Annotated in this window: 19 protein-coding genes; 18 read left to right on the top strand and 1 reads right to left on the bottom strand. The window is 32.8% G+C overall.

The window, feature by feature from the left end:
* Positions 1-214 precede the first annotated feature (214 nt).
* The 12 genes from KPL51_RS16830 to KPL51_RS16775 all read left to right on the top strand — a co-directional run bounded on the left by KPL51_RS16830 (position 215) and on the right by KPL51_RS16775 (position 14,047).
* Positions 215-691, top strand: coding sequence for a PTS sugar transporter subunit IIA (locus tag KPL51_RS16830; RefSeq protein WP_216163881.1), 477 nt, complete (start codon positions 215-217; stop codon positions 689-691).
* Positions 692-714: 23 nt separating this feature from the next.
* Positions 715-1,002: a PTS sugar transporter subunit IIB gene (locus KPL51_RS16825; RefSeq protein WP_216163879.1), complete on the top strand. Its 288-nt coding sequence runs from the start codon at positions 715-717 to the stop codon at positions 1,000-1,002.
* A gap of 73 nt (positions 1,003-1,075) precedes the next feature.
* Positions 1,076-2,356: a PTS galactitol transporter subunit IIC gene (locus tag KPL51_RS16820; RefSeq protein WP_216163877.1), complete on the top strand. Its 1,281-nt coding sequence runs from the start codon at positions 1,076-1,078 to the stop codon at positions 2,354-2,356.
* 47 nt (positions 2,357-2,403) lie between these two features.
* Positions 2,404-3,762, top strand: coding sequence for a sn-glycerol-1-phosphate dehydrogenase (locus KPL51_RS16815; protein WP_216163875.1), 1,359 nt, complete (start codon positions 2,404-2,406; stop codon positions 3,760-3,762).
* An 83-nt stretch (positions 3,763-3,845) separates the two neighbouring features.
* Complete coding sequence (locus KPL51_RS16810; RefSeq protein ID WP_216163873.1) at positions 3,846-4,676, top strand: HAD-IIA family hydrolase; 831 nt, start codon at positions 3,846-3,848, stop codon at positions 4,674-4,676.
* Between the two features lie 36 nt (positions 4,677-4,712).
* Complete coding sequence (locus tag KPL51_RS16805) at positions 4,713-5,762, top strand: glycerol-3-phosphate dehydrogenase (RefSeq protein WP_216163871.1); 1,050 nt, start codon at positions 4,713-4,715, stop codon at positions 5,760-5,762.
* A gap of 305 nt (positions 5,763-6,067) precedes the next feature.
* On the top strand, positions 6,068-7,681 hold the full coding sequence (locus KPL51_RS16800) for an MBL fold metallo-hydrolase RNA specificity domain-containing protein (protein ID WP_216163869.1): 1,614 nt from the start codon (positions 6,068-6,070) through the stop codon (positions 7,679-7,681).
* A 539-nt stretch (positions 7,682-8,220) separates the two neighbouring features.
* On the top strand, positions 8,221-9,375 hold the full coding sequence (locus KPL51_RS16795; RefSeq protein WP_216163866.1) for a sugar ABC transporter substrate-binding protein: 1,155 nt from the start codon (positions 8,221-8,223) through the stop codon (positions 9,373-9,375).
* A 91-nt stretch (positions 9,376-9,466) separates the two neighbouring features.
* Positions 9,467-10,966, top strand: coding sequence for a sugar ABC transporter ATP-binding protein (locus tag KPL51_RS16790; protein WP_216163864.1), 1,500 nt, complete (start codon positions 9,467-9,469; stop codon positions 10,964-10,966).
* Position 10,967: 1 nt separating this feature from the next.
* Positions 10,968-11,966, top strand: coding sequence for an ABC transporter permease (locus tag KPL51_RS16785; protein WP_216163862.1), 999 nt, complete (start codon positions 10,968-10,970; stop codon positions 11,964-11,966).
* Between the two features lie 17 nt (positions 11,967-11,983).
* Entirely contained in the window at positions 11,984-12,922 is a 939-nt protein-coding gene (rbsK, locus tag KPL51_RS16780; protein WP_216163859.1) for a ribokinase, read from the top strand.
* Between the two features lie 123 nt (positions 12,923-13,045).
* On the top strand, positions 13,046-14,047 hold the full coding sequence (locus KPL51_RS16775; protein WP_216163858.1) for a LacI family DNA-binding transcriptional regulator: 1,002 nt from the start codon (positions 13,046-13,048) through the stop codon (positions 14,045-14,047).
* A 117-nt stretch (positions 14,048-14,164) separates the two neighbouring features.
* On the opposite strand, the gene KPL51_RS16770 is transcribed toward KPL51_RS16775, so the two are convergent.
* Positions 14,165-15,538 carry an APC family permease gene (locus KPL51_RS16770; protein WP_216163856.1) on the bottom strand — a complete coding sequence of 458 codons (1,374 nt, stop codon included), beginning with the start codon at positions 15,536-15,538 and terminating at the stop codon, positions 14,165-14,167.
* Between the two features lie 312 nt (positions 15,539-15,850).
* Here KPL51_RS16770 and KPL51_RS16765 point away from each other — a divergent pair, with 312 nt between their 5' ends.
* From KPL51_RS16765 to eutA, 6 genes are all read left to right on the top strand, one after another.
* Positions 15,851-16,186 (top strand): cupin domain-containing protein, encoded by a 336-nt coding sequence (locus KPL51_RS16765; RefSeq protein WP_216163854.1) that lies wholly within the window; start codon positions 15,851-15,853, stop codon positions 16,184-16,186.
* 211 nt (positions 16,187-16,397) lie between these two features.
* Positions 16,398-17,195 (top strand): 4-hydroxy-tetrahydrodipicolinate reductase, encoded by a 798-nt coding sequence (gene dapB, locus KPL51_RS16760; RefSeq protein ID WP_216163852.1) that lies wholly within the window; start codon positions 16,398-16,400, stop codon positions 17,193-17,195.
* 120 nt (positions 17,196-17,315) lie between these two features.
* Positions 17,316-18,542 (top strand): Zn-dependent hydrolase, encoded by a 1,227-nt coding sequence (locus KPL51_RS16755; RefSeq protein WP_216163850.1) that lies wholly within the window; start codon positions 17,316-17,318, stop codon positions 18,540-18,542.
* 238 nt (positions 18,543-18,780) lie between these two features.
* Complete coding sequence (locus KPL51_RS16750; protein ID WP_216163848.1) at positions 18,781-19,353, top strand: ANTAR domain-containing response regulator; 573 nt, start codon at positions 18,781-18,783, stop codon at positions 19,351-19,353.
* Positions 19,346-20,755, top strand: coding sequence for a sensor histidine kinase (locus KPL51_RS16745; protein WP_216163845.1), 1,410 nt, complete (start codon positions 19,346-19,348; stop codon positions 20,753-20,755). The genes KPL51_RS16750 and KPL51_RS16745 overlap by 8 nt, the downstream gene beginning before the upstream one ends.
* A 253-nt stretch (positions 20,756-21,008) precedes the next feature.
* Positions 21,009-22,448 carry an ethanolamine ammonia-lyase reactivating factor EutA gene (gene eutA, locus KPL51_RS16740; RefSeq protein WP_216163844.1) on the top strand — a complete coding sequence of 480 codons (1,440 nt, stop codon included), beginning with the start codon at positions 21,009-21,011 and terminating at the stop codon, positions 22,446-22,448.
* The last annotated feature ends 4 nt before the right edge of the window (positions 22,449-22,452 follow it).

Here is a 22,452-nt window from a genome sequence, read left to right as displayed (position 1 = left end):
TTAATTTCTATTGAACCGCCGTGTACCGAACGGTACGCACGGTGGTGTAAGAGGTCGGCTAATCAAATAATGATTAGCCTCCTACTTGATTGAAAAAAGTAATCTGTTGCTTTTTCAACAAGTTTATGGCACGACAATTGCTATAATAAATATGTAGAAAGAGTAAGTACAATAGAAAATAAATTTATGATAATACTAAAGAGGGGGAAGAGTAATGGCAGAAAGTATTAAAGAATATATAAATAAGGATTTAATAATAAACAATCTTGAAGCGGCTACAACAGATGATGTTTTTTATGCTTTGTCTGAAATGTTGTTAAAAGCGAGCTTTGTAAAGGATTCCTTTTATAAGGGCCTCGTGAAAAGAGAAAGCAAATTTCCTACAGGTTTAACACTTGGAAAATACAACGTAGCAATTCCTCATACTGACGCAATTCATGTGATTAAGCCAGCTATAGCGATTGCAACTTTAAAGCATCCAGTAACATTCAATAATATGGATGGGGATGGCCAAGTGGAGGTCAATGTTGTATTTGCAATGGTCCTTAATGAACCTCACAGTCAGATAATAATGTTACAGCAACTAATGCTTTTAATTCAGAATGACGATACTTTAAGGAGCATGAATGAGGCAAAAGATAGCGATGAATTATATGAAATAGTTTCTAAATTTGAATGCGATTTAATTTAAAATAATCTAGAGGAGGTAATAAGATGAATAAGCAAAAAGTAATATTAGTGGCATGTGGTACAGGGATAGCAACTTCAACAGTTGTATGCAAGAAGGTGGAGGATTTAATAAAGGCTAACAATATTAATGCAAGGGTGATCCAATGTAAGATATCGGAAGTCCCAGGTTATGAGGATGAAGCAGATCTTTTAGTTACTACAACAATTGCATCAAGAGCTTACAAAATCCCTGTAATTAAAGCGATAAATTATCTAACTAACATAAATACACAAAAGGTTGATCAGTCTATTATTGAAGCTCTAAAAGATTAAAGAATAGCTAAAATGGAGATGACAATATTGTAGGAGATCAATTAATTAAATTGAAATACGAGGGGGAAGGTTTATGCTATTAAAGGTTGTTCAATACATTTTAAATTTAGGACCGACAGTAATATTACCACTTACAATTACAATTATGGGAATTTGTTTTAAATTGGGTTTTAAGAAATCGTTTAAATCAGGTATTACAATCGGGGTTGGTTTTGTAGGTATTAATTTAGTTATAGGACTACTTACTGAAAATTTAGGGGCAGCTACATCAATGATGGTGACTAGATATGGATTACATTTAAGTGTATTAGATGTTGGTTGGCCAGCAGCGGCTGCAATTAGTTGGGCTTCTCCAATAGCAGCTATAATGATACCTATTGCCATGCTTGTAAACGTTATTCTATTGTTTATGAAATTTACAAATGTAGTTGATATAGACATATGGAATTATTGGCATTTTACAGCAGCAGGAGCAACAGTGCTTGTTTTAACTAACGGAAATTGGGGCCTTGCAATACTCGCAGCAGTTATATATGAAATTGCAGTTCTTAAAATTGCAGATTGGACAGCACCCATGGTTGAAGAATTTTTCGGACTTGAAGGAGTATCATTACCAACAGGATCAACTGCAGCATGTGGTCTTATAGGTATTCCAGTTGCAAAAGTAGTAGGGATGATTCCTGGAATAAAGAATTTGAAAGCAGATCCAGAATCTATTCAAAAGAGATTTGGTGTTTTTGGAGAACCTATGATGATGGGTTTAGTACTTGGTGTGTTGATTGGATTTTTAGCTGGATACGATATCGGAAAATGTGTACAACTAGGTATTATTATGGCTGGAGTTATGTTCTTAATGCCTCGTATGGTTAAAATACTAATGGAAGGTTTAATTCCAATCTCAGAAGGAGTTAGAGAATTTTTACAGAAAACTAACTTTGGTAAAGATAGAAAATTAACAATAGGCCTGGATGCAGCTGTTGCAGTTGGACATCCAGCAGTAATAGCAACTGCACTTGTATTAGTTCCTATTACATTATTCTTGGCTGTTGTATTGCCTGGTAATAAGGTCCTACCTTTTGGAGATTTAACAACTATATGTTTTTATGTGGCATTTATAGTTGGTTCAACAAAGGGAAATATAATTCATTCAGTTATATCTGGAACTGTAGTTATGGCACTTGCATTACTCATGGCAACAAATATTGCTGGGTTCCACACTCAAATCGCACAGATGGCACAGTTTAAAATGCCCGCTGGAACAACTATGATTTCAAGTTTAGATTTAGGTGGTAACTTTTTAAATTGGATAATAGTAAAAGTATTCCAAGTATTCACAGGTGGCTTTATATTTTAATTAGGTAAGGTTTAGAAAGATAAGTTGGACAGAAGGAGTGAAGTGTTATGGAAGATTTAGGTTCTCTAAATGTAGAAGAAATGACAGGTCTTAATTACATGTGTTCATGTGGTAAGAATCACAGTGTAGGGATAGAAAATATAAAAGTTGGCGCTGGGGTTATAACCCAGCTACCAACTGTAATCAAGAGTTATGAAGGTGGAAAAGTGTTTATTATAGAAGACACTCACACCTTTGAAGTAGCAGGCAAAAAAGTTGAAGAATTATTGAAAGATAAATTTAAAATTAATAAATATGTATTCAATGAGGAACATTTGCATCCAAATGAATTAACTCTTGGAAGATTATTGCTGGAAATACCTGTGGATACAATGCTTATTATTGCAGTAGGATCTGGTACAATTAATGATATTTCAAGGTTTATAGGCTGTAAACTTCGTATCCCATATGTAATTGTAGGAACAGCACCTTCAATGGATGGATATGCGTCGGTTGTTTCTCCACTTGTATGTGATGGTGTAAAGATTACTTATGATGGAGTATATCCATTAGCTATTGTTTGTGACATTGATATTATGAGGGATGCTCCAATGCAGATGCTTCAAGCAGGACTAGGGGATATTTTAGGTAAATATACAGCTCTCGCAGATTGGCATATTGCTAATGTTTTAAACGGTGAATACTTTTGCGCTGAAGTAGAAAAATTAGTCCTTAGCTCTTTAAAGAAGTGTGAAGAAGCTGCAGCTGGTGTAACAAGTAGAGATTCTAAGACTGTAGAAAACATAACTGAGGCATTAATTTTATCAGGAATTGCAATTGGTATGGTTGGAGCCTCTAGACCTGCATCTGGTGGAGAACACTATTTATCCCATTGTTATGAAATGATGTTTATGAATAGCGGAGAAAATACAAAATGGCTCCACGGCAATACTGTAGGTGTAGGTGTAGGAATTGTGGCTTATGCATTTAAGTTTGCAAAAGATTTAGATATAGATAAAATACGCAAAAGAGGCAACTACTTGAAGCTACATAAAAACAAATGGAAACAAAATATAACGGATGTATTTACTACTAGTGCAACAAATATTATTGAGTTTAAGCAAGATAGTATTAATTTTAATGAAGAAGAAAGAAAAATTTGTATGAATAAAATATCTACCAATTGGGACGATATTAAAAAGATTTGTGATGTTAACGTTCCAGAACCTATGGAAATAGTTAAGACTTTGAAAAAAGCAGGTGCAGTTTGGAATCCAAGGGAGCTAGGACTTAGTAAAGAACTCTTTACAAAAAGTTTAATTGCTGCAAAGGATATGCGCAATAGATATGGTATTCTTCAACTTCTTGAAGATATTGGAATGCTAGGCGAGGCTGCTAGCTATATATCAAATATTTATTATAAATAAAACCCAAGCTATTCCATAAGTTATTGCAAACTATTTTAATATCAATTGGTTATTACAGGTAATAAGTCCCAGGGGGTATGATAGTGATAGGTAGGATACTTGATACAAAAGAGAGCTCAAAGGATGTTTTAAAAAATGTGAAATGCTTTATCCTTGATCTTGATGGCACAGTATATTTAGGAGATAAAATATTAGAGGGATCCATAAAGTTTTTGCAGCAACTAGAGAAAAACAGTATAGCATTTAAGTTTTTTACAAATAATTCTTCTAAAAATGCAGAAGTTTATATAAATAGAATTAGAAAAATGGGATATAATTTCAGCGAGGATAAAATGCTTATTTCAAACTATGTAATTATTAATTACATTAAAGATAATATGCCTAATAAAAAAGTATTTGTTTTAGGTACACAGTATTTAAAAAATGATTTTAGACAAGCAAATATTAATGTTGTTACTGAGGATGCAGACGTGGTTGTTGTAGGATTTGATACTTCATTAGAATATGAAAATGTTTCTAAAGCTTGTGAATATATAAGAAATGGAGCTATCTTTTTAGGTGTAAATCCTGATTTTAATTGTCCAACTGAAAATGGATTTATTCCAGATTGCGGATCCATATGTTCTATGATTACAGCTTCTACTGGAGTGGTGCCTGAATTCTTTGGTAAACCATCACATCATACATTAAAATATGTAATTAATAATATTGGATTTAAAGAAGAAGAAATAGCTTTTGTTGGAGATCGACTTTACACCGATATAGCTATTGGTAAAGATAATGATTCTGTAACTATTCTTGTTTTATCAGGTGAGGCAAAACTTGAAGATTTAATTGAATCTGAAATACAACCTACACTTATTTTTAACTCATTAGGTGACGTGAAAAACGTATTAGAAGAAATCTATGGGTAATTATATTAAGATTATTAATACTAGGGAGGTAACATTATGAGCATTATAACAATTATAGGAGCAGGACAGATGGCATGTGCACTATCTTTTCCTGCAACTGAAAATGGTAATAAGGTACGAGTAGTTGGAACTCCACTTGATAGAAGCATCATTGATACAGCAAAAACTACAGGTTTTCATTCTTCACTAAAACGTCAATTACCTGAAACAGGAATTGAATATTATCAAATTGAAGATGTAAAGAGTGCATTAGTTGGAACTGATGTTGTCATATGTGGAGTTAGTAGTTTTGGAGTAGACTGGTTTGCAGATAATATATTGCCTATCATACCTGAGAGTGTTCCTCTTCTTTCAATAACTAAAGGAATGATTGATAAGGAAGATGGCAGTATGATTACTTATCCTAAGTATTTTGAAAGTAAGCTTCCACCAAATAAAAAACTTTCTATTAATGCTATAGGGGGTCCGTGTACTAGTTATGAACTTGCTGACAAGGATAATTCCGTTGTTACATTTTGTGGAGATGATATAGATATCCTTAGAATGCTTAAAAGTTTGTTTGAATCACCATACTATCATATCAGTTTGTCTACAGATGTTGTAGGTGTTGAATGTGCTGTAGCCCTAAAGAATGCTTATGCTCTAGGTGTATCATTGGCTATAGGGCTTGCTATTGGATCTGATGGCTCTGGAAAAGAACATTATAATTCACAGGCAGGACTTTTCGGACAAAGTGTAAAGGAAATGAAACATCTCCTTGAAATAGTAGGTGGTGGTGAAGAAAATATTATATTATCTGCTGGTGACCTTTATGTAACTGTTTTTGGAGGACGTACTCGTAAAGTTGGAACTTTACTGGGACAAGGTTTTTCAATTGAAGAATCTATAAAACAATTAAAAGGGGTAACACTCGAATCAATAGTAATTGCTACTCGTACTGCACGTGGTGTACGTCGACTTGCTACAAGAGGGATTGTTAAGCTTAGTGAGTTTCCACTGCTAATGCATGTTGATAACATCATAAATTCTGGTGCAGCAACTGTTGATATCCCCTGGAAGGCTTTTGAATCAGAAAGAATATATTAATAAAATGGAAGTCAGCTATGCTGGCTTTCTTTTTTATAACTTGAATTTTTATTTTACCTGTAATTTGGGTGTCTTGAACTCATAATAGCACAATAAATCATAATTTAATGTATTTAGATATTAATTAAAGACAAGCTGGGCATATTATTATAAATCTGATATAATAGAAAGAAATATATGAATATTTTGAAAGTTTTAGACGAAATTTAGCATAATGCTTACGCAATCTTATCCAATGAAAGGAAAATTCTAGACCATTAACAGTATAAAAAGTAATTACTTACATCATAAAGAGGAGGATTATTATGAAAATTCAATTCTATGGAGCAGCAAAAACTGTTACAGGTTCATGTCATATTTTATACATAAATGGAAAGACTATACTACTTGATTGTGGGTTATACCAGGGCAGAGGTGAAAAGGAATTTGCAAATGAGGAATTTGATTTTAATCCTAAAGAGGTAGATTATGTTGTTTTATCACATGCCCACATAGATCATAGTGGAAGAATACCTCTACTTTATAAGATGGGATTTAAGGGAGAGATTTTATCAACGCAGGCAACAATGGATTTATGCAATATTATGCTTCCTGACAGTGGACACATTCATGAATCTGAGGTTGAGTGGAAAAATAGAAAAAGAAAACGTCAGGGATTAAAGGCTTTAGAACCACTATATACATTTAAATTGGCGGAGTCGTCCCTTTCACTTTTTAGAGCATTTCCCTATGATGAGCTGATAACAGTTTTTGATGGTTTAAAAATAAGATTTAGAGATGCAGGACATCTTTTGGGGTCTGCTATTATTGAGTTATATATTACGGAAAAAAATCAAGAAGAAGTAAAACTTGTATACAGTGGCGATTTGGGCAATATAAATAAGTCAATTATAAAAGACCCAACCATAATTAATCATACTGATTACTTGATAATAGAGACCACCTACGGTAATAGGGTTCATCCAGAGATTAAGGAGGATTTAAAGGAGTTATTAAAAATAATTAAGGAGACCTTTGCAAGAGGAGGAAATGTAATTATACCTTCATTTGCAGTGGGGAGAACTCAAGAGATTTTATATGAATTAAATAAATATGTAGAAAATGAAGAGTTGAAAAATATTCAAGTTTATATTGATAGTCCCTTAGCTACTCAAGCAACAAAGGTATTTGAAAGTCATAATGAGGATTATGATAAAGAAGCTAAAGAACTTATAATGAAGGGGGAGTATCCATTTAGATTTGATGGGTTGAAATTCTCAGTTTCAGCAAACGATTCAATGGAAATAAATAAAATTCAAAGTAAGGCAATAATTATTTCTGCAAGTGGTATGTGTGATGCAGGTAGAATAAAACATCATCTTAAGTACAATTTATGGAGAAAAGAATCATCAATTGTTTTTGTAGGATATCAAGCAGAAGGAACCTTGGGAAAAAGTATAGTAGGGGGAGCAAAAACAGTTAAGATATTTGGAGAACCAATTGCTGTGAAAGCTCATATTTATAACCTTGAGGGATTATCAGGACACGCTGATAGAAATGGGTTATTCAATTGGATAGAAGGTTTTATGGAAAAACCAAAAGAAATTTTGCTTGTTCATGGAGATAAAGAGGCTCAGGAGAGCTTTCAACTGTTATTGGATTCCAAGGGCTACAGTTCTAAAATTGTAGAAAGTGGAGAGGAATTTTATATTAATGAAAAAACTGATAATACTTCCAAAACTAATAAGTCTAAAAAAACTTATAGAACGGATAATGCTGATAAAGTTTATAAAGCTTACAAAGTGGATAAAGCTGATGAAGATTTAAGGAACAAATTGATAAAATACATAAAATCAATAAATAATATTGAAAGATTAGATAAAGGAAATTTGCTTGATATTATAAAAGATTTTATTTACGATGAAGAGGAAAATAAATAATATTTTAAATAAAAACCATTATTCTAAGTATAGTTATAAGAAGTTAGTGTATAGATATCTATTAGAGGTCACTTATCTATAATGTTATATATCGAATAGACAGTTTGAAATAACTGTTTATTCGATATTTTTTTATGGTTAAATAGAGCTTAATATAATAAGAATATATTTTTGTGAGATGATAAAAAGATTTTGAAAATTTTGAATATTACACGATTTAAATTAATATAATGTATTGACAAAAGTATTTTTTATGCTAAAATTAGGTAAATATGTATTTATAAAGAAAATTAATTGTATTTAGGTAAACGTTTAAATAGCAAATAATTTAATTAAGTAAATGTTTAAATATCAAACAGATTTAATTAGGTAAACGTTTGAATAGTAAGTAAACCAAATTAGTTAGGAAAATGGTTAAATATGACCTAATTCTAATTAGGTAAACGTTTAACTGAGGTGTAGTCAATAGATGTTGATCAAATTTCCTATTAAGTAATAGGAATTAGATATAATAAATTAATATATTCAAGGAGGGCTTTATGAAAAAACTATTATCAATTTTACTCTCAACAATGTTAATGGTTACAGTGTTCACCGCTTGTTCAAAAACTGAATCAAAGGATGCAGTAAAAGAAGTAACTGAAACAAAACAAGAATTAAAAAAAGATGCAAAAGATCCAATGCCAGCAGCAGACGTTGCTAAACAAGGTTATGATTTTTATGATGGTGCAATGACCTATGGTGATGCAATTAAAAAGCTTGGTCCAATTCCTAAGATTAAGGGAACGTTACAACTTGGATATGTATGTAAAGCATTTGAGAATGAGTTTTGGAGAATGCAAAAGGAAGGTGCTGAACATATCGTATCAGTACTTAAAGAGCAAGGTTATGATGTGAAAATAGATGTTAGAGCAGCTCAAGGTGAAGCAGATGAGCAAGGTCAATTGGCCGTATTCAATGATATGATTAATAAAAAGTATGATGGTATTTTAGTATCAGCAATTTCAGCTGGTAACTTAGTACCTGGTGCTGAAAAAGCCAATGAAAAAGGTATTGAAATGGTAGTATCAATGGATGCATTTATGCCACAAATTGAAAGTACTGTTGGTGCATGGCACTATCAAGCTGGACAACTCGCAGCTGAATATATTAATAAAGCAATTGGTGGTAAAGGAGAAGTGGCTATTATTCAGGGATTACCAAAATCTTCTCCAGCTATTACAAGAACGGAGGGTTTTAAGAAATGGTTTGAAGATAACAATAAAAATGTAACAGTTGTAGCAGTTCAAAATGCCGATTGGGATCGTATGAAGGCAAAGGACATTACTGACATTTGGTTAAAACAATACCCAAATCTTAAAGGTATTTATGCAAACAATGATACTATGGCTATGGGCGCTCTTGAAGCAGCTAGAGCAGTAGATAAAATTGGTAAGATTGTTATTGTCGGAACAGATGGTACATCAGAAGCAAAAAAATCTATTGCAAGTGGCGAATTAACTGCAACGGTAGATTCATTTCCTTACTACATGGCACAAATCTCAACGGAAATGTTAGTTAGAAAATTGATGGGACAAGATGTTCCAAAAGTTATTTACTCACCTCAAGTTATAGTAGATAAGAAAAATGTAGATAAAAAGGCAGAGGACGTATATAAGTCAGTTGGTTGGAATGGCATGGTATTTGAAAAATAATTATTCCAATAAATAATAATTATGATTGTAGTTCTGAGCTACAATCATAATTACTATTACAACAAATAATTAGAAAAAGGTGGGTAGTAAAATGAATGGCAATGAATGTGCTATTAAATTTGAAAACATTACAAAAGATTTTGTTGGACAAAGGGCTTTAGATGATGTATCTTTTGAAATTAAAAAAGGTGAAATTCATGCAATCATGGGAGAGAATGGTGCGGGAAAATCAACGTTACTAAATGTTTTACATGGTGTATTGCAACCTACAAAAGGTCAAGTTTATATTAATAATAAAGAAGTGAATTTCAATAATATTTACGATGGTATAGAAGCTGGAATCTGTAAGGTACATCAAGAAATTAATGTTGTACCCGGATTAACCGTTATGCAAAACTTGATGCTGGGTAGTGAAACAAATCATCTGGGTTTTGTGAATAAGAAAGCAATGAATAAAGAAACAAATAATTTACTTAAACGATTAGGATGTAAATTATTAGCAACAGATAAGATAAGTGAACTTAGTACGGGTCATAAACAAATGATTCAAATAGCCAAAGCATTAAGAGCAAATGCTACGATTATATCTTTTGATGAACCAACCGCTTCTCTTAGTAATAATGAGGTGGATATACTTTTTAAAATTATGAGAGAATTGAATGAACAAGGCATTACAATTTTGTATATAAGTCACAAAATAGATGAGGTTTTTAAAATTTGTGATAGTGTAACCATACTTAGAGATGGCAGATATATCAAAACCTACGACATAAAAGAAATTCAAAAGGAAACATTGATTAAAAGTATGGTAGGTCGTGATGTCTCAATGTTTGCTAAAAGGACCAGGCCAAGTAGTGTTGTAGAAGACGAGATAGTACTAGAGGTTAATAATTTATCCAGTAAAACTTTTAAAAATATGAACTTTAAGTTGAAAAAATCAGAGATATTGGGTTTCTTTGGACTGATTGGTGCTCAAAGGACAGAAGTAATGCGAACGATTTTTGGTGCTGACAGAGAAGTTGAAGGCACTATTACCCATAAGGGTGTAATACTGAATAATAGGTCTCCATATGAAGCTATTGATGATGGAATAGCACTTGTCTCTGAAAATCGTAAAGAAGAAGGATTTATTAATGAGTTTAGTAATTCAAATAATATTGCTCTCGCTTCTTTGTCTAAATATATGAAAAAAGGCTTTGTTAGTCAAAAATTGAAGAATGAAAATGCGGTAAAGCAAGGCAGTTACGTTGGTCTTAACCCTAATAAACCTGATTTCAAGACAAAAGATTTATCTGGTGGTAATGCTCAAAAGGTTATACTTGCCAAATGGTTATCGACGGATGCTGACATCCTCATTCTCGATGAGCCAACAAAAGGGATTGATGTTGGCGCAAAGACCGAAATTTATAAATTAATGGAAGATATCGTAGCAGCAGGTAAATCAATCATATTAGTTTCCTCAGAATTAACAGAAATAATGGGTATGAGCGATAGGATTATAATTATGAAAGAAGGCCAAATTGTTACTGAGATGAAAAAAGAAGCATTTTCTGAAAACGAGATTTTATCGTATGCAATAGGGGGACATTAGAATGAAAAAGTTTATTCGCCAAAATTCCAGAGAACTTAGTATTGTTATTGCAATCGTCATTATGGGGCTTATATTTGGTTTAAAAGAGCCTATCTATCTATCTGGTAGTAATATAAAAGACATTTTAGGACAATCAATTATATATGGTCTTATGGCAATAGGTATGACAGCTGTAATCATTATTGGTGGAATCGATTTGTCAGTAGGTTCTGCTCTTGCACTTATTTGTGTTATTATATCAAAAGTAGCTGTTTCGGGTGTTAATCCAATAATATGCATTTTATTAGCACTAGTTATAAGTGTAATTCTTGGTTTATTAAATGGGATATTGGTGGCAAACCTTAAATTACAACCATTTATCGCAACACTTGGCACAATGTCTGTTTTTAGAGGTGTTGCATATTTAGTATCAGATGGTTATCCAGTGCTTGGGGTGCCAACTGAATACAGAAATCTTATTAATAATAATATATTTGGAGTTGTTGAGACTTCAATGGTTATGTTTATAATTTTCGTTATATTTATGTATATCATCATGGCTAAAACTAAATTTGGGACGCATATATATGCTATTGGTGGTAATTCAGAAGCGGCTAGACTATCTGGTGTTCGTGTTAATAAAGTTAAAGTGCTAATATATGCAATTGCAATGATGGGTACAGGTATTGCAGCTATGATTCAGGTTGCACGGCTTGGAACAGGTGACCCAACAACCGGACAAGGATATGAACTAAATGCAATTGCAGCTATAGCTATTGGAGGTACTAGTATGGCAGGTGGTAGAGGTACCATTATAGGTACAGTTCTTGGTGCAATATTATTTGCAGGTTTAAGAAATGGTCTAATCGTATCAAACGTTGCCACATTCTGGCAGTATGTGGCAACTGGTATTGTGATTATAATTGCTGCATATATTGAAGTTATTCAAGATAACTTTTCTAAATTCTCAAGAATCATTAAATTCAAAGTGAAAGGTAATCAAGAAGTAACACGTCTGTAGTGACGAGTAAAGCTTGATTGAAGGTTAAAAAAATGGGATATGCAGTTGTTTGTGGTAGTTTGAATATGGATTTTGTGTGTAGAGGACCAAGAATCCCTAAACCCGGGGAAACGATACTCGGGTATAGTTATAGAACGTTTATAGGTGGTAAAGGTGGTAATCAAGCGGTTGCATTATCTAAGCTCGGTATGAAAACACACATGATTGGTTGTGTTGGAAACGACGTATATGGTGATGAGATTATCCAGGCTTTGAGTTCGCAAAATGTGGATATGACATATGTAAATAAAGTTGATGTATCAACAGGTACAGCGCATATTATGGTAGAAGATAGTGGAGAAAACAATATTGTTGTAATTCCTTCAGCTAATTCAAAAGTGTCAATTAAAATGGTTGAGGAAGCAGAAAACTTAATAGCAAATGCCAGTGTATTATTGGCACAACTTGAAATATCTTTTGAAACAGTAACAGCATTTTTTAGAGTAGGGAAAAAATATGATATCCTAAATGTATTAAACCCAGCACCGATGCCAGAGGGGGGGGTGTCAGATGAATTGTTATCACTCGTCGATTTGATAACACCTAATGAAAGTGAAATGAAGCTTTTAACAGGTATTGAAGTAAGTGATATGGATAGTTTCAAAGCAGCTGCAACCCTATTACATAAAAAAGGTGTTAACCAAGTAATATGTACAGTTGGGTCAACTGGTTCTTATTATAGAAGTGATAAACAATGTTTTATACAAAAGGCCTATAAAGTTGGTGCGGTAGATACAACTTGTGCTGGTGATAGTTATAATGGTGCACTTATTACATTTTTACAAGAAGGCAAAGATATTAAGGTAGCCATGGATTTTGCATCTAAAGTTGCAGCTATAGTGGTTACGAGAGAGGGTGCCCAAGAATCAATACCAACGAGAAGTGAAGTTGATGCATATGAGTTAGCACGTTCATAAGTGCTTATTAGGATATGAAACAAGCATTTTTGTATTATGGTTATTTAATTTTACCAAGAAGTCTTTGTTTAGATATACTAAAATAAACGTTTAGCATCACATTCTACTGGAGGTAAATTAACTATGAAGGTAACAATCAAACATATTGCTAAGTTGGCAGATGTATCAATCGCCACGGTTTCCAAGGTTGTTAATCATAAGGATGAGAATATATCTGAACAAACTAGAGCACGTGTTCTTGCAATTATAAAAGAAGAAGACTATGTGCCAAACAGGATAGCGAGTTCAATGGTGACCAAAACAACAAAGACATTGGGTTTAATCATTCCGGATATAACTAACCCTTTTTTTCCTACACTTGCAAGAGGTGTTGAAGATGCAGCTAATGATCAAGGCTATACAGTGATTTTCTGTAATTCTGACAATAATTTAAAAAAGGAAGAACTTTATATTCAAATGCTGCAAGAAAAGATGGTTGATGGTATTATTTTTACAGTTTCAAGTCACCATACTTCTTTAGACTCTTTAATAAATAGAATAAATATTCCAATTGTGTTAGTAGACCGTAAAATTGAAGGAATAAAAGACGCAGCAATTGTAAAAGTTGATAATGAATGTGGTGCGTTTGATGCTGTCTGTTACTTGATAGAACGGGGGTATAAGTCGATTTATCATATTGCTGGGCCTATGTCAATATGGACATCAAGGCAAAGATATAAAGGTTATCTAAGGGCTCATAAAGAGAAAAATGTTGAAGTATTAGCTGATCACATGATGGAAGGTGAATTTACAACACTATGGGGATATGAAGCAGCTAAAAAATTGATTGTAAACAAAGTCAAATTTGATAGTTTATTATGTGGAAATGACTTAATTGCACTTGGTGTTTATAAAGCGGCACATGAATTGGGCATTAATATTCCAAAGGATATAGCAGTTGTAGGATACGATGATATTAGTATGGCTGAGATTCTTGTGCCGAAGCTCACAACTGTAAGACAACCAGCCTATGAAATGGGTCATAAAGCAGCAGAACTTGTGATCAAACATATCAAACATGAGTTGATAAATAAGCATGATTATGAATTGAAAACGGAATTTATTGTTAGAGGAAGTACCAAGTAAATACTCGTATAATTGCAAAATTATAAGAACGGTCATAGGAAAAATAGAATTTCTGTAAATATTAGAATGAGCATCAGTAGCTGGTATAATAGCTGCTGGTGCTCATTCAGGTTTAGTCTATAGTCCTATTTTAGATGGTATTTTAAGATTTGCTTTTTTTGAAAACATGGCACCAATAGCCATTATAATTGCGAAAATAATTAGATATGCAACAACTGCCATTTTATGAGAAAAACAAGCAGCAATTATCATGAACACGCATCCTGCTAATGAAATACTAGGCATTACGAATCTTTTAAATGAACTTAAATCCGTTTCTTTTTTCATTATCATAATAAAAATAGGAATATATAATGCATAAATAGTAACTATAGGTAATTCTGATGAATCAAAACAAAAGAATCCAAACCAAGGTTTTGTTAAGTTAGCGCCGTAAAAGTATAACAACCATATAGCGCAAAGAAGTAGTCCTAGTATAGATGAATTTGTTGGCATATTAGTCTCACTATCTATTTGTTTAAATATTTTTGGTTTTGGCCCAAAGCCTCTTGCTGCTAATGAATAAATACCACGAGTACATCCTAGCATTAATCCATTTAAAGTTCCAAGGCAAGAAATAATAACAAAAACAAATACTAGAGTACCACCTGCAGAAGAAAATATCTTTTGAAATGCCAATTTAGCTCCTGCTTCTCCACCTTTCATCATAACTTCGTTGGTTACGGCTCCAGCTAGTCCTATATAGTAAAGAATATAAACAGCCATAATTATAAATGTTCCTCCAACAAGAGCAAGTGGAAGGTTTTTCTTTGCATCTTTTAATTCCGCATTGATACTTGTAGCAATTATCCAACCCTCATAAGCAAAGGCTGTTGCAACAACTGCTGTAAATAATGCATTTGCGGTATTTACTTTTTTTACTACTGTTGTAAAGTTAATCATAGTCATGCCACTATTGATACCTACGATTGTCCCAATTATAGCCATTAAAATTAGTGGAATGAGTTTTATAATAGTTGTACTAACTTGAAATTTACCAGCTAAAACTGGCGATAATGCGTTTAGTGCATAGCTACCTATCAAATATAGACATGCAATAGTCATACACTCTCCACCTGTAATTGAAAATCCAAATAATACGCAGGTATATCTAGCTGAAACCCATGCTAAAACTGATGTCAATGTTGGATAGTAAATTAGTGCCATGAACCAGCCAACATAAAATCCATATTTTTCACCCATAGCAGCTTCTGCATAATCTACTATACCATTTACTTTCTCATATTTAGTTGCCATTACAGCAAAAGTATAGGCACAAGAAATCATTATAACACCGCCAATAACCCAAGCCAAAATACCCAGTGTAAGACTTCCTCCAGTTGCAGTTAATACTTTTTCAGCCTTGAAAAATACTCCACTGCCAATAACAATGCCAACAACCATTGCTATTGCAGTAATCAATCCATACTTTTTTTCTAATTTTGTATCCATAATTAAACCAGTCCTCTCATAATTTATAATTTATAGTAAATTTATTTATCATTATATCATTATACTTTACTGCTTTACAAGGAAAAAGTGTGGAAATTTTGAAATGGCTTTAAAATATGATAACTTATGTAGTATCGGTCAAAATAGTGATGTTTTAGATTCTTATAGATTAGTACGTTGCAGATATTGAGAATTAATTTTTATTTTTACAAGGAATTATTAAAAACTGTAACGTAAGTTACGGATTTTTACTACTAATAGAGGTATACTATAATCAAGGAATAGAAACCAGAAACTTAAGGAGGTAACAATATGAAAAGTTTAGTTAAAAACATAGAATTTTCAAAAGTGATTAATTTAAAGGACTTAATATCTTATCAAGAGGCTCAGGTTATAAGTAGAACTATTTCGCAGACACCAACTGTGAGCATTACAATATTTTCATTGGATAAGGGAGAAGGTATTAGTACTCATGTAACTCCTGGAGATGCTATAGTTCAAATATTAGATGGTGAAGCAGAAATTACTATAGATAATAATATTTTTAATGTTAAAGCAGGAGAGACAATAATAATGCCTTCCAATGTTCCTCATGGACTTGAAGCGCGCGTGAGATTTCAAATGCTCTTAACAGTTATAAAAGGATAAATAATTTAGTAAACTATAAGACACCTATCAAATTGTAAAAATCAATTTGATAGGTGTTTTAAACTTTATATAGAACAATAAATTACAATTTAATAGAAAGAAACTTTTTAAAATAGATAAGATATAGTAGAATAAATATAATATTGTTTTTATATAAGATAGTGTATTCTTTCATGGATACACTGAAAAGAAGAGAGGGGAAGTATGTACTATGAAACTTATTGTAATTGCACCTAAAGGTAAAATGGGTAAACTCATCGTAAAGGTAGCAACTTCAAGACCTGATATGAAACTTATTTATGGGATTGGTCCAAAGGGAAGAGAATACATCAATAAAGATTTGGGGATTGTGTGTAACCTTGGAGAAGTTATTGCTGTGAGTGTTGTAGATGACCTTGAAAATGTAATTGAAGAATGTGATGTGATTATTGATTATAGTAATCCAGCCACATCTATGGAGGTATTTGAAAGCTCATTGATATCAAAAAAGGCTGTAGTTTGCGGTACTACTGGATTTTCTGTAGATCAATTAGCTAGAATAAAGGAAATTTCCACAAAAATTCCAATAGTGTATGCCGCCAATACGTCAAGAGTGATAAATCTTATGTATTCCTTATTAGAAATCGCAGCAAGTGCCATTGGTAATACTTCCGATATTGAAATTATTGAAATGCATGATAGAAACAAAAAGGATGCTCCTAGTGGAACCTCAAAAGAAATGGGTGAAGTTATCGCAAAGGCACTTGATAAATCTCTAAAGGAAATTGCAGTTTACGGAAGACAGGGCGAATGTTCTCGGGTACCTGGGACCATAGGCTATCATTCCATTCGTGCAGGAAATATTTCTAGTAGTCACACCGTGATATTTGGACTTCAAGGTGAGAGACTAGAAATTACGCATCATGCCCACAACTGGGAATGCTTTGCTGAGGGAGCATGCGATGCAGCTTCTTTTATATATGGAAAAGAACCTGGTTTATATACGGTAAAAGATGTATTGAATTTATAATAGAAAGATGGTAATAGATGGATGGTGCCTGACCCCTGGGAATGATTGGAAATATATTGATGCTAACCAATTGCTTGATAATTAAATTCTTAGGGAAAATTAAAAACGGAGGCTTGTAATATGTTAACTTGCAATAAAGATAGAGTGAAAAATAAAATTGAAACATTCTCCATGTTTGGTGATGCAGGATCTGGAGGTATCACAAGATTTTCTTTGTCGGAAGAAGCACTTAAGGCAAGAGAAGAGTTTGTAAAGAGAATGAGTGCAGTTGGTGCTGAAATCGTAACCGATGATATGGCAAACATGTATGCAACTCTTGGGGGAACGGATGCTGATTTTCCTAGAATAGTAATGGCATCACATTGTGATTCTGTTAGAAATGGTGGTAACTATGATGGGATACTTGGAGTTATTGCAGCAATGGAAGTAATTGAAACAATTGTCTTAGAAAAAATTTCTCATAGGCATCCAATTACAGCTATGATTTGGACCAATGAAGAAGGGTCGCTTTATCCACCTGCGATGATGTCTTCCGGGGTTGTTTGCGGCAAGTTTGATAAGGCCGAGATGCTGAGTTCTAAGAGTTCCCAGGGAAAGACCTTCGGCGAGGCTTTGGAGGAGAGCGGATACGTAGGTGATGCTCTTAACAGATTCAATCCTAAAGATTACATAGCAATGCTGGAGCTACATATAGAACAGGGGCCTGTACTTGAAGCTGAAAAGAAGAAAATTGGTGTTGTAGAAGGTGTTGTAGGAATGGTTAACTACAGAATCAGCACATATGGACAGGCTGATCATGCAGGAACTACACCAATGTCCTACAGAAGAGATGCCCTTTTGGCTGCGGCTTCTGCTATTAAATATCTACATACAGAACTTGATAAGCTCGATAGCAATCTTGTTTACACAACAGGCGAAATTCTTTGCCATCCATGTGTACATACTGTTATTCCTGACTTGGTTGACTTCTCATTAGATGTAAGACATCAGAATCCGGAAGTTATTAGACAGGTTGTTGAAATAATCAAAAATATGCCTAAGACATTTGATAAATGTGAAGTGAAGTATCAAGAGGCATGGGCCCGTAACACAATTGAATTTAATAAGGAATTAGTGGACTTGGTTCAGAAGAACGCGGATGCATATGGCTATACCAGTAAAAGAATGTACAGCGGTGCGGGACATGATGCACAGTTTGCAGCGGAAATTGTACCTACTACTATGATCTTTGTTCCAAGTAAGGATGGGCATAGCCATTGTGAACCTGAATTTACATCTGTTGAAGAATGCTGGAGAGGCATAAACGTAGTTTTGCAAACAGTTTTGGAGATTGATATGGGGGCCTGACCCTTGGGAATATAAGTAAGTTAAAAATAAATTCAAGAAATCTTTTAATAAACACTGTATTTGAAATATTGCAAATATTTCGTCTTTTACATTGACATATTAAATTAAGAAGTGTAATATTTAGTATATAGGAGCACAATGGTGTGCGACTCTTAAATAAATTTATATTTTTGTGTAAATTTAAGAATTATCATTCAACTTGAGTTTTTAAAGTTATTTTAATTTTAAGAGGTGAAAGATGAGTAAAAGATTAGTAATAGCCGATGATGAGCCTATTACAAGGATGGATTTAAGAGAAATGTTAGAAGCTGATGGATACAATGTTGTAGGAGAAGCTTCAGATGGATTTGATGCATTAGAATTGTGCAGAAAACATTTACCAGATTTAGTGCTTATGGATATAAAGATGCCTCTTCTTGATGGACTAAACGCGGCTAAAATAATTCAAAATGAAAATTTAGCTATTGGGGTAGTGTTACTTACGGCATATAGTGGAAAAGAATTTGTAGAAAAAGCTACCAAAGTGGGAGCTATAGCATACATAGTTAAGCCGATAGATGAAAAAACACTTATTCCAACTTTAGAGGTAGCAATATCTAAGTGTGCAGAAATAAAAAAAATAAAGAATGATATCAAAAGAGTATGCAGTAAGCTAGAAGAAAGAAAAACTATTGAAAAAGCTAAAGGATTATTGATGGAAAAGAGCGAAATTATTGAACAAGCTGCTTATGACCAGATTAGAAAACTTAGTATGAATAAAAGGTGTTCAATGAGGGATATAGCTGAGGTTATAATAATGACTTATGATTAGCGAAAACATATATGAATTATGTAGAGCATACACAAATTTAGATGAAGATGATATTTTAAAAATACAACGAATGTCATTTTGCATTAAATCTATATCTGATATTGTAAATGCAGATGTCTTTATAGATTGTCCAACTAGAGATGCTGATGAAGCTATAGTTGTTGCTGAGGCAAAACCTATTAATAGACCATCTATGTATCAAAAAACTGTAGTAGGTGAGTTAGCATTAAGAGAAAATGAACCTGCTGTGCTTAGAACATTGGATCTTGGAATAGTTACCAAAGATCTTAAGGCTTTAACTCAAGAGAATATGAATGTTAGGCAAACAGTGTCACCTATAGAAAACAAAGGCAAAATTATAGGGGTACTAATAGTAGAGAAGGACATAACAGAAAAGTTGAATAAAAATAAGCATATGGAAATGCTGACAGAATCTTATGAGCAGTTAACTAATACATTAATATCCATAACAGAACCTGAAAATAGTATAACAGATCATTTAGATGAAGCTGTTATTATTTTTGATGAGGAAGGCGTCGTTAGGTCTAAAAATCGTACTGCTGATTTATTGTACAAAAAACTTGGGTACAAAGAAAACCTAATAGGTATGGATTATAATAATTTAGCTTTAGATGATATCAACTTTAAGGAGAGAATTAGTTCTCCTGCGCAGAATGAATGCGAAGTGCATTTAGGAAAACTATTTTTTTATGTTAAAAGAATAGTGCTAACTGATAAAAATTTAAAACTTGTTACTATGATTAAGGATATAACAACTATGAAGGAAAAAGAGATGGAGCTAATTTTAAAATCTGTAGCTATTAAAGAAATTCACCACAGAGTGAAAAATAATCTGCAGACTATAGCAAGTTTACTTAGACTTCAAGCAAGAAGAAGTGATAATCAGCAGACTAAAGATGCATTAAATGAAAGCATGAATAGAATTTTAAGTATAGCGACTACTCATGAATTATTATCTAAGGAAGGTTTGGATGAAGTAAGCATAAAAGAGGTTATTTCTAATATAAAAAATAATGCTATAAGATACTTTAATGCAGTTAATAAAAATATTGAAGTAAATGTAATTGGTGATAATTTTAAATTAAGTTCTGATAAAGCAACTTCAATTGCACTTGTAGTAAATGAATTACTCCAAAATTCTATGCAATATGCTTTTATAGATAAACATTTTGGGAATATAGATCTTATAATCGAAAAAAGCAAAATTTATTCTACAATTGCAGTAGTTGACAATGGTATAGGATATGATATCAATAATGTTAGACAAAACAGTTTAGGGCTTAGTATAGTAAATAGCATAGTTAAGGACAAGCTAAATGGAAATATCAATATAGTTTCAGATTCGAGAGGAACTAAGGTGTTATTTGATTTTAAAAATTAAAATTTAATTGATATTGATATTGATATTGATATTGATATTGATATTGATCTAGAGTTATTATCAGTGGCGATAATTAAGTGTTATTTTAAGAATTATCTACTTTATAATTTAATATGGATAACCGAAACACAATGGAGTGTTTCTGGGGTAAGCAATGAGGCTTAAAGTTATTTTTTATAAATGACTTTAAGCCTTTTTGTTCCTTAAAATGTGCTTCTAAAATGCATATAGATATTTGAAAAGAGGAATTGATATGAGAGAAGAAATATTAAGTGTTGGTATAGACATTGGTACGTCTACAACACAGCTTGTATTTAGCAAGATAATTATAGAAAACCTAGCTTCAAATTTTTCTATACCTAGAATATCCATTGTGGATAAGAAAATTATATATAGAAGTGAAATATATTTTACACCGCTTAAATCTCACAGGGAAATAGATGGTGAAAAGATTAGAGAATTAGTAGAAGGAGAGTACCTCGCAGCTGGAATAGCGCCCTTAGATGTTAAAACTGGGGCTGTTATAATAACTGGTGAAACAGCTAGAAAGCAAAATGCTAATGATGTTTTGCAAAAATTAAGTGGACTTGCAGGAGAGTTTGTTGTAGCTACTGCGGGGCCTGACTTAGAATCAATAATCTCAGCTAGGGGAGCTGGATCAGATAAAATTTCTGAGGAGGAGGATGCCACTGTAATTAACTTGGATGTGGGTGGAGGTACTACTAATATTGCAGTATTCAAAGAGGGAAAGCTTTTAGATACAGGCTGTTTAGACATAGGTGGAAGGCTTATTAAAATTGATGAGGCTTCTGGTAAAATTCTATATATTGCAGAAAAGATAAAGGAATTAATTAAGTTAAAGAACATTCCTATAGAAGTAGGGCAGAAGCCTTCCCTTGAGGCTTTAAACATTGTAGTCGATGAAATGGTTAAACTTTTAGAGGAAAGTGTGAATATAAGAGAAAAGAGCGACTTCTATGAAAAAATACTTACCAATAAAGGAATTAGGGATGATATAGAAATAGAGTATATTACCTTCTCTGGAGGAGTTGCTGATTATGTTTACAATCCGAACACTAAGTATTTGTTTAAGTATGGAGATATAGGTATATTGCTTGGTATGGCTATTAGCAAATCAAATTTATGTACTAAAATTAAGGTGAGAAAATCTATTGAAACTATAAGAGCCACTGTTGTAGGGGCGGGTTCTCATACAACAGATATTAGTGGCAGTACAATAACATATACAGAAGATAAGTTCCCAATTAAAAACCTTCCAATATTAAAACTTTCAGAGGAAGAAGAAAATTCAGGTTATGAAAACATGGTTAAGGTTATAAAGGAAAAACTTATGTGGTTTAAATTAGAAAAAGAGTTTCAACCAGTAGCTATAGCTATAAAGGGAAAACTAAATCCCAGCTTTAAGGAGGTGCAAATACTAGCGAAGACTTTGATTTCTGGTCTGGAGGAGATTTTAAAAGAGGATTTTCCCACTATTTTAATAGTGGAAAATGATATAGCTAAGGTACTTGGACAAACTTTATATAGACAACTTGACTTCAAGAAAGAAGTTATTTGTATTGACACTATAAATGTGGAAAATGGGGATTACATAGACATAGGTAAACCTCTAGCAAATGGAAGGGTTGTTCCAGTAATAATCAAAACACTAATATTTAACTCAAAAAAATAAGAGG

This window comes from Clostridium bowmanii (genome assembly GCF_018861315.1).
Lineage (GTDB): Bacteria > Bacillota > Clostridia > Clostridiales > Clostridiaceae > Clostridium_AD > Clostridium_AD bowmanii.
This window is presented reverse-complemented; position numbering and strand designations above follow the sequence as displayed.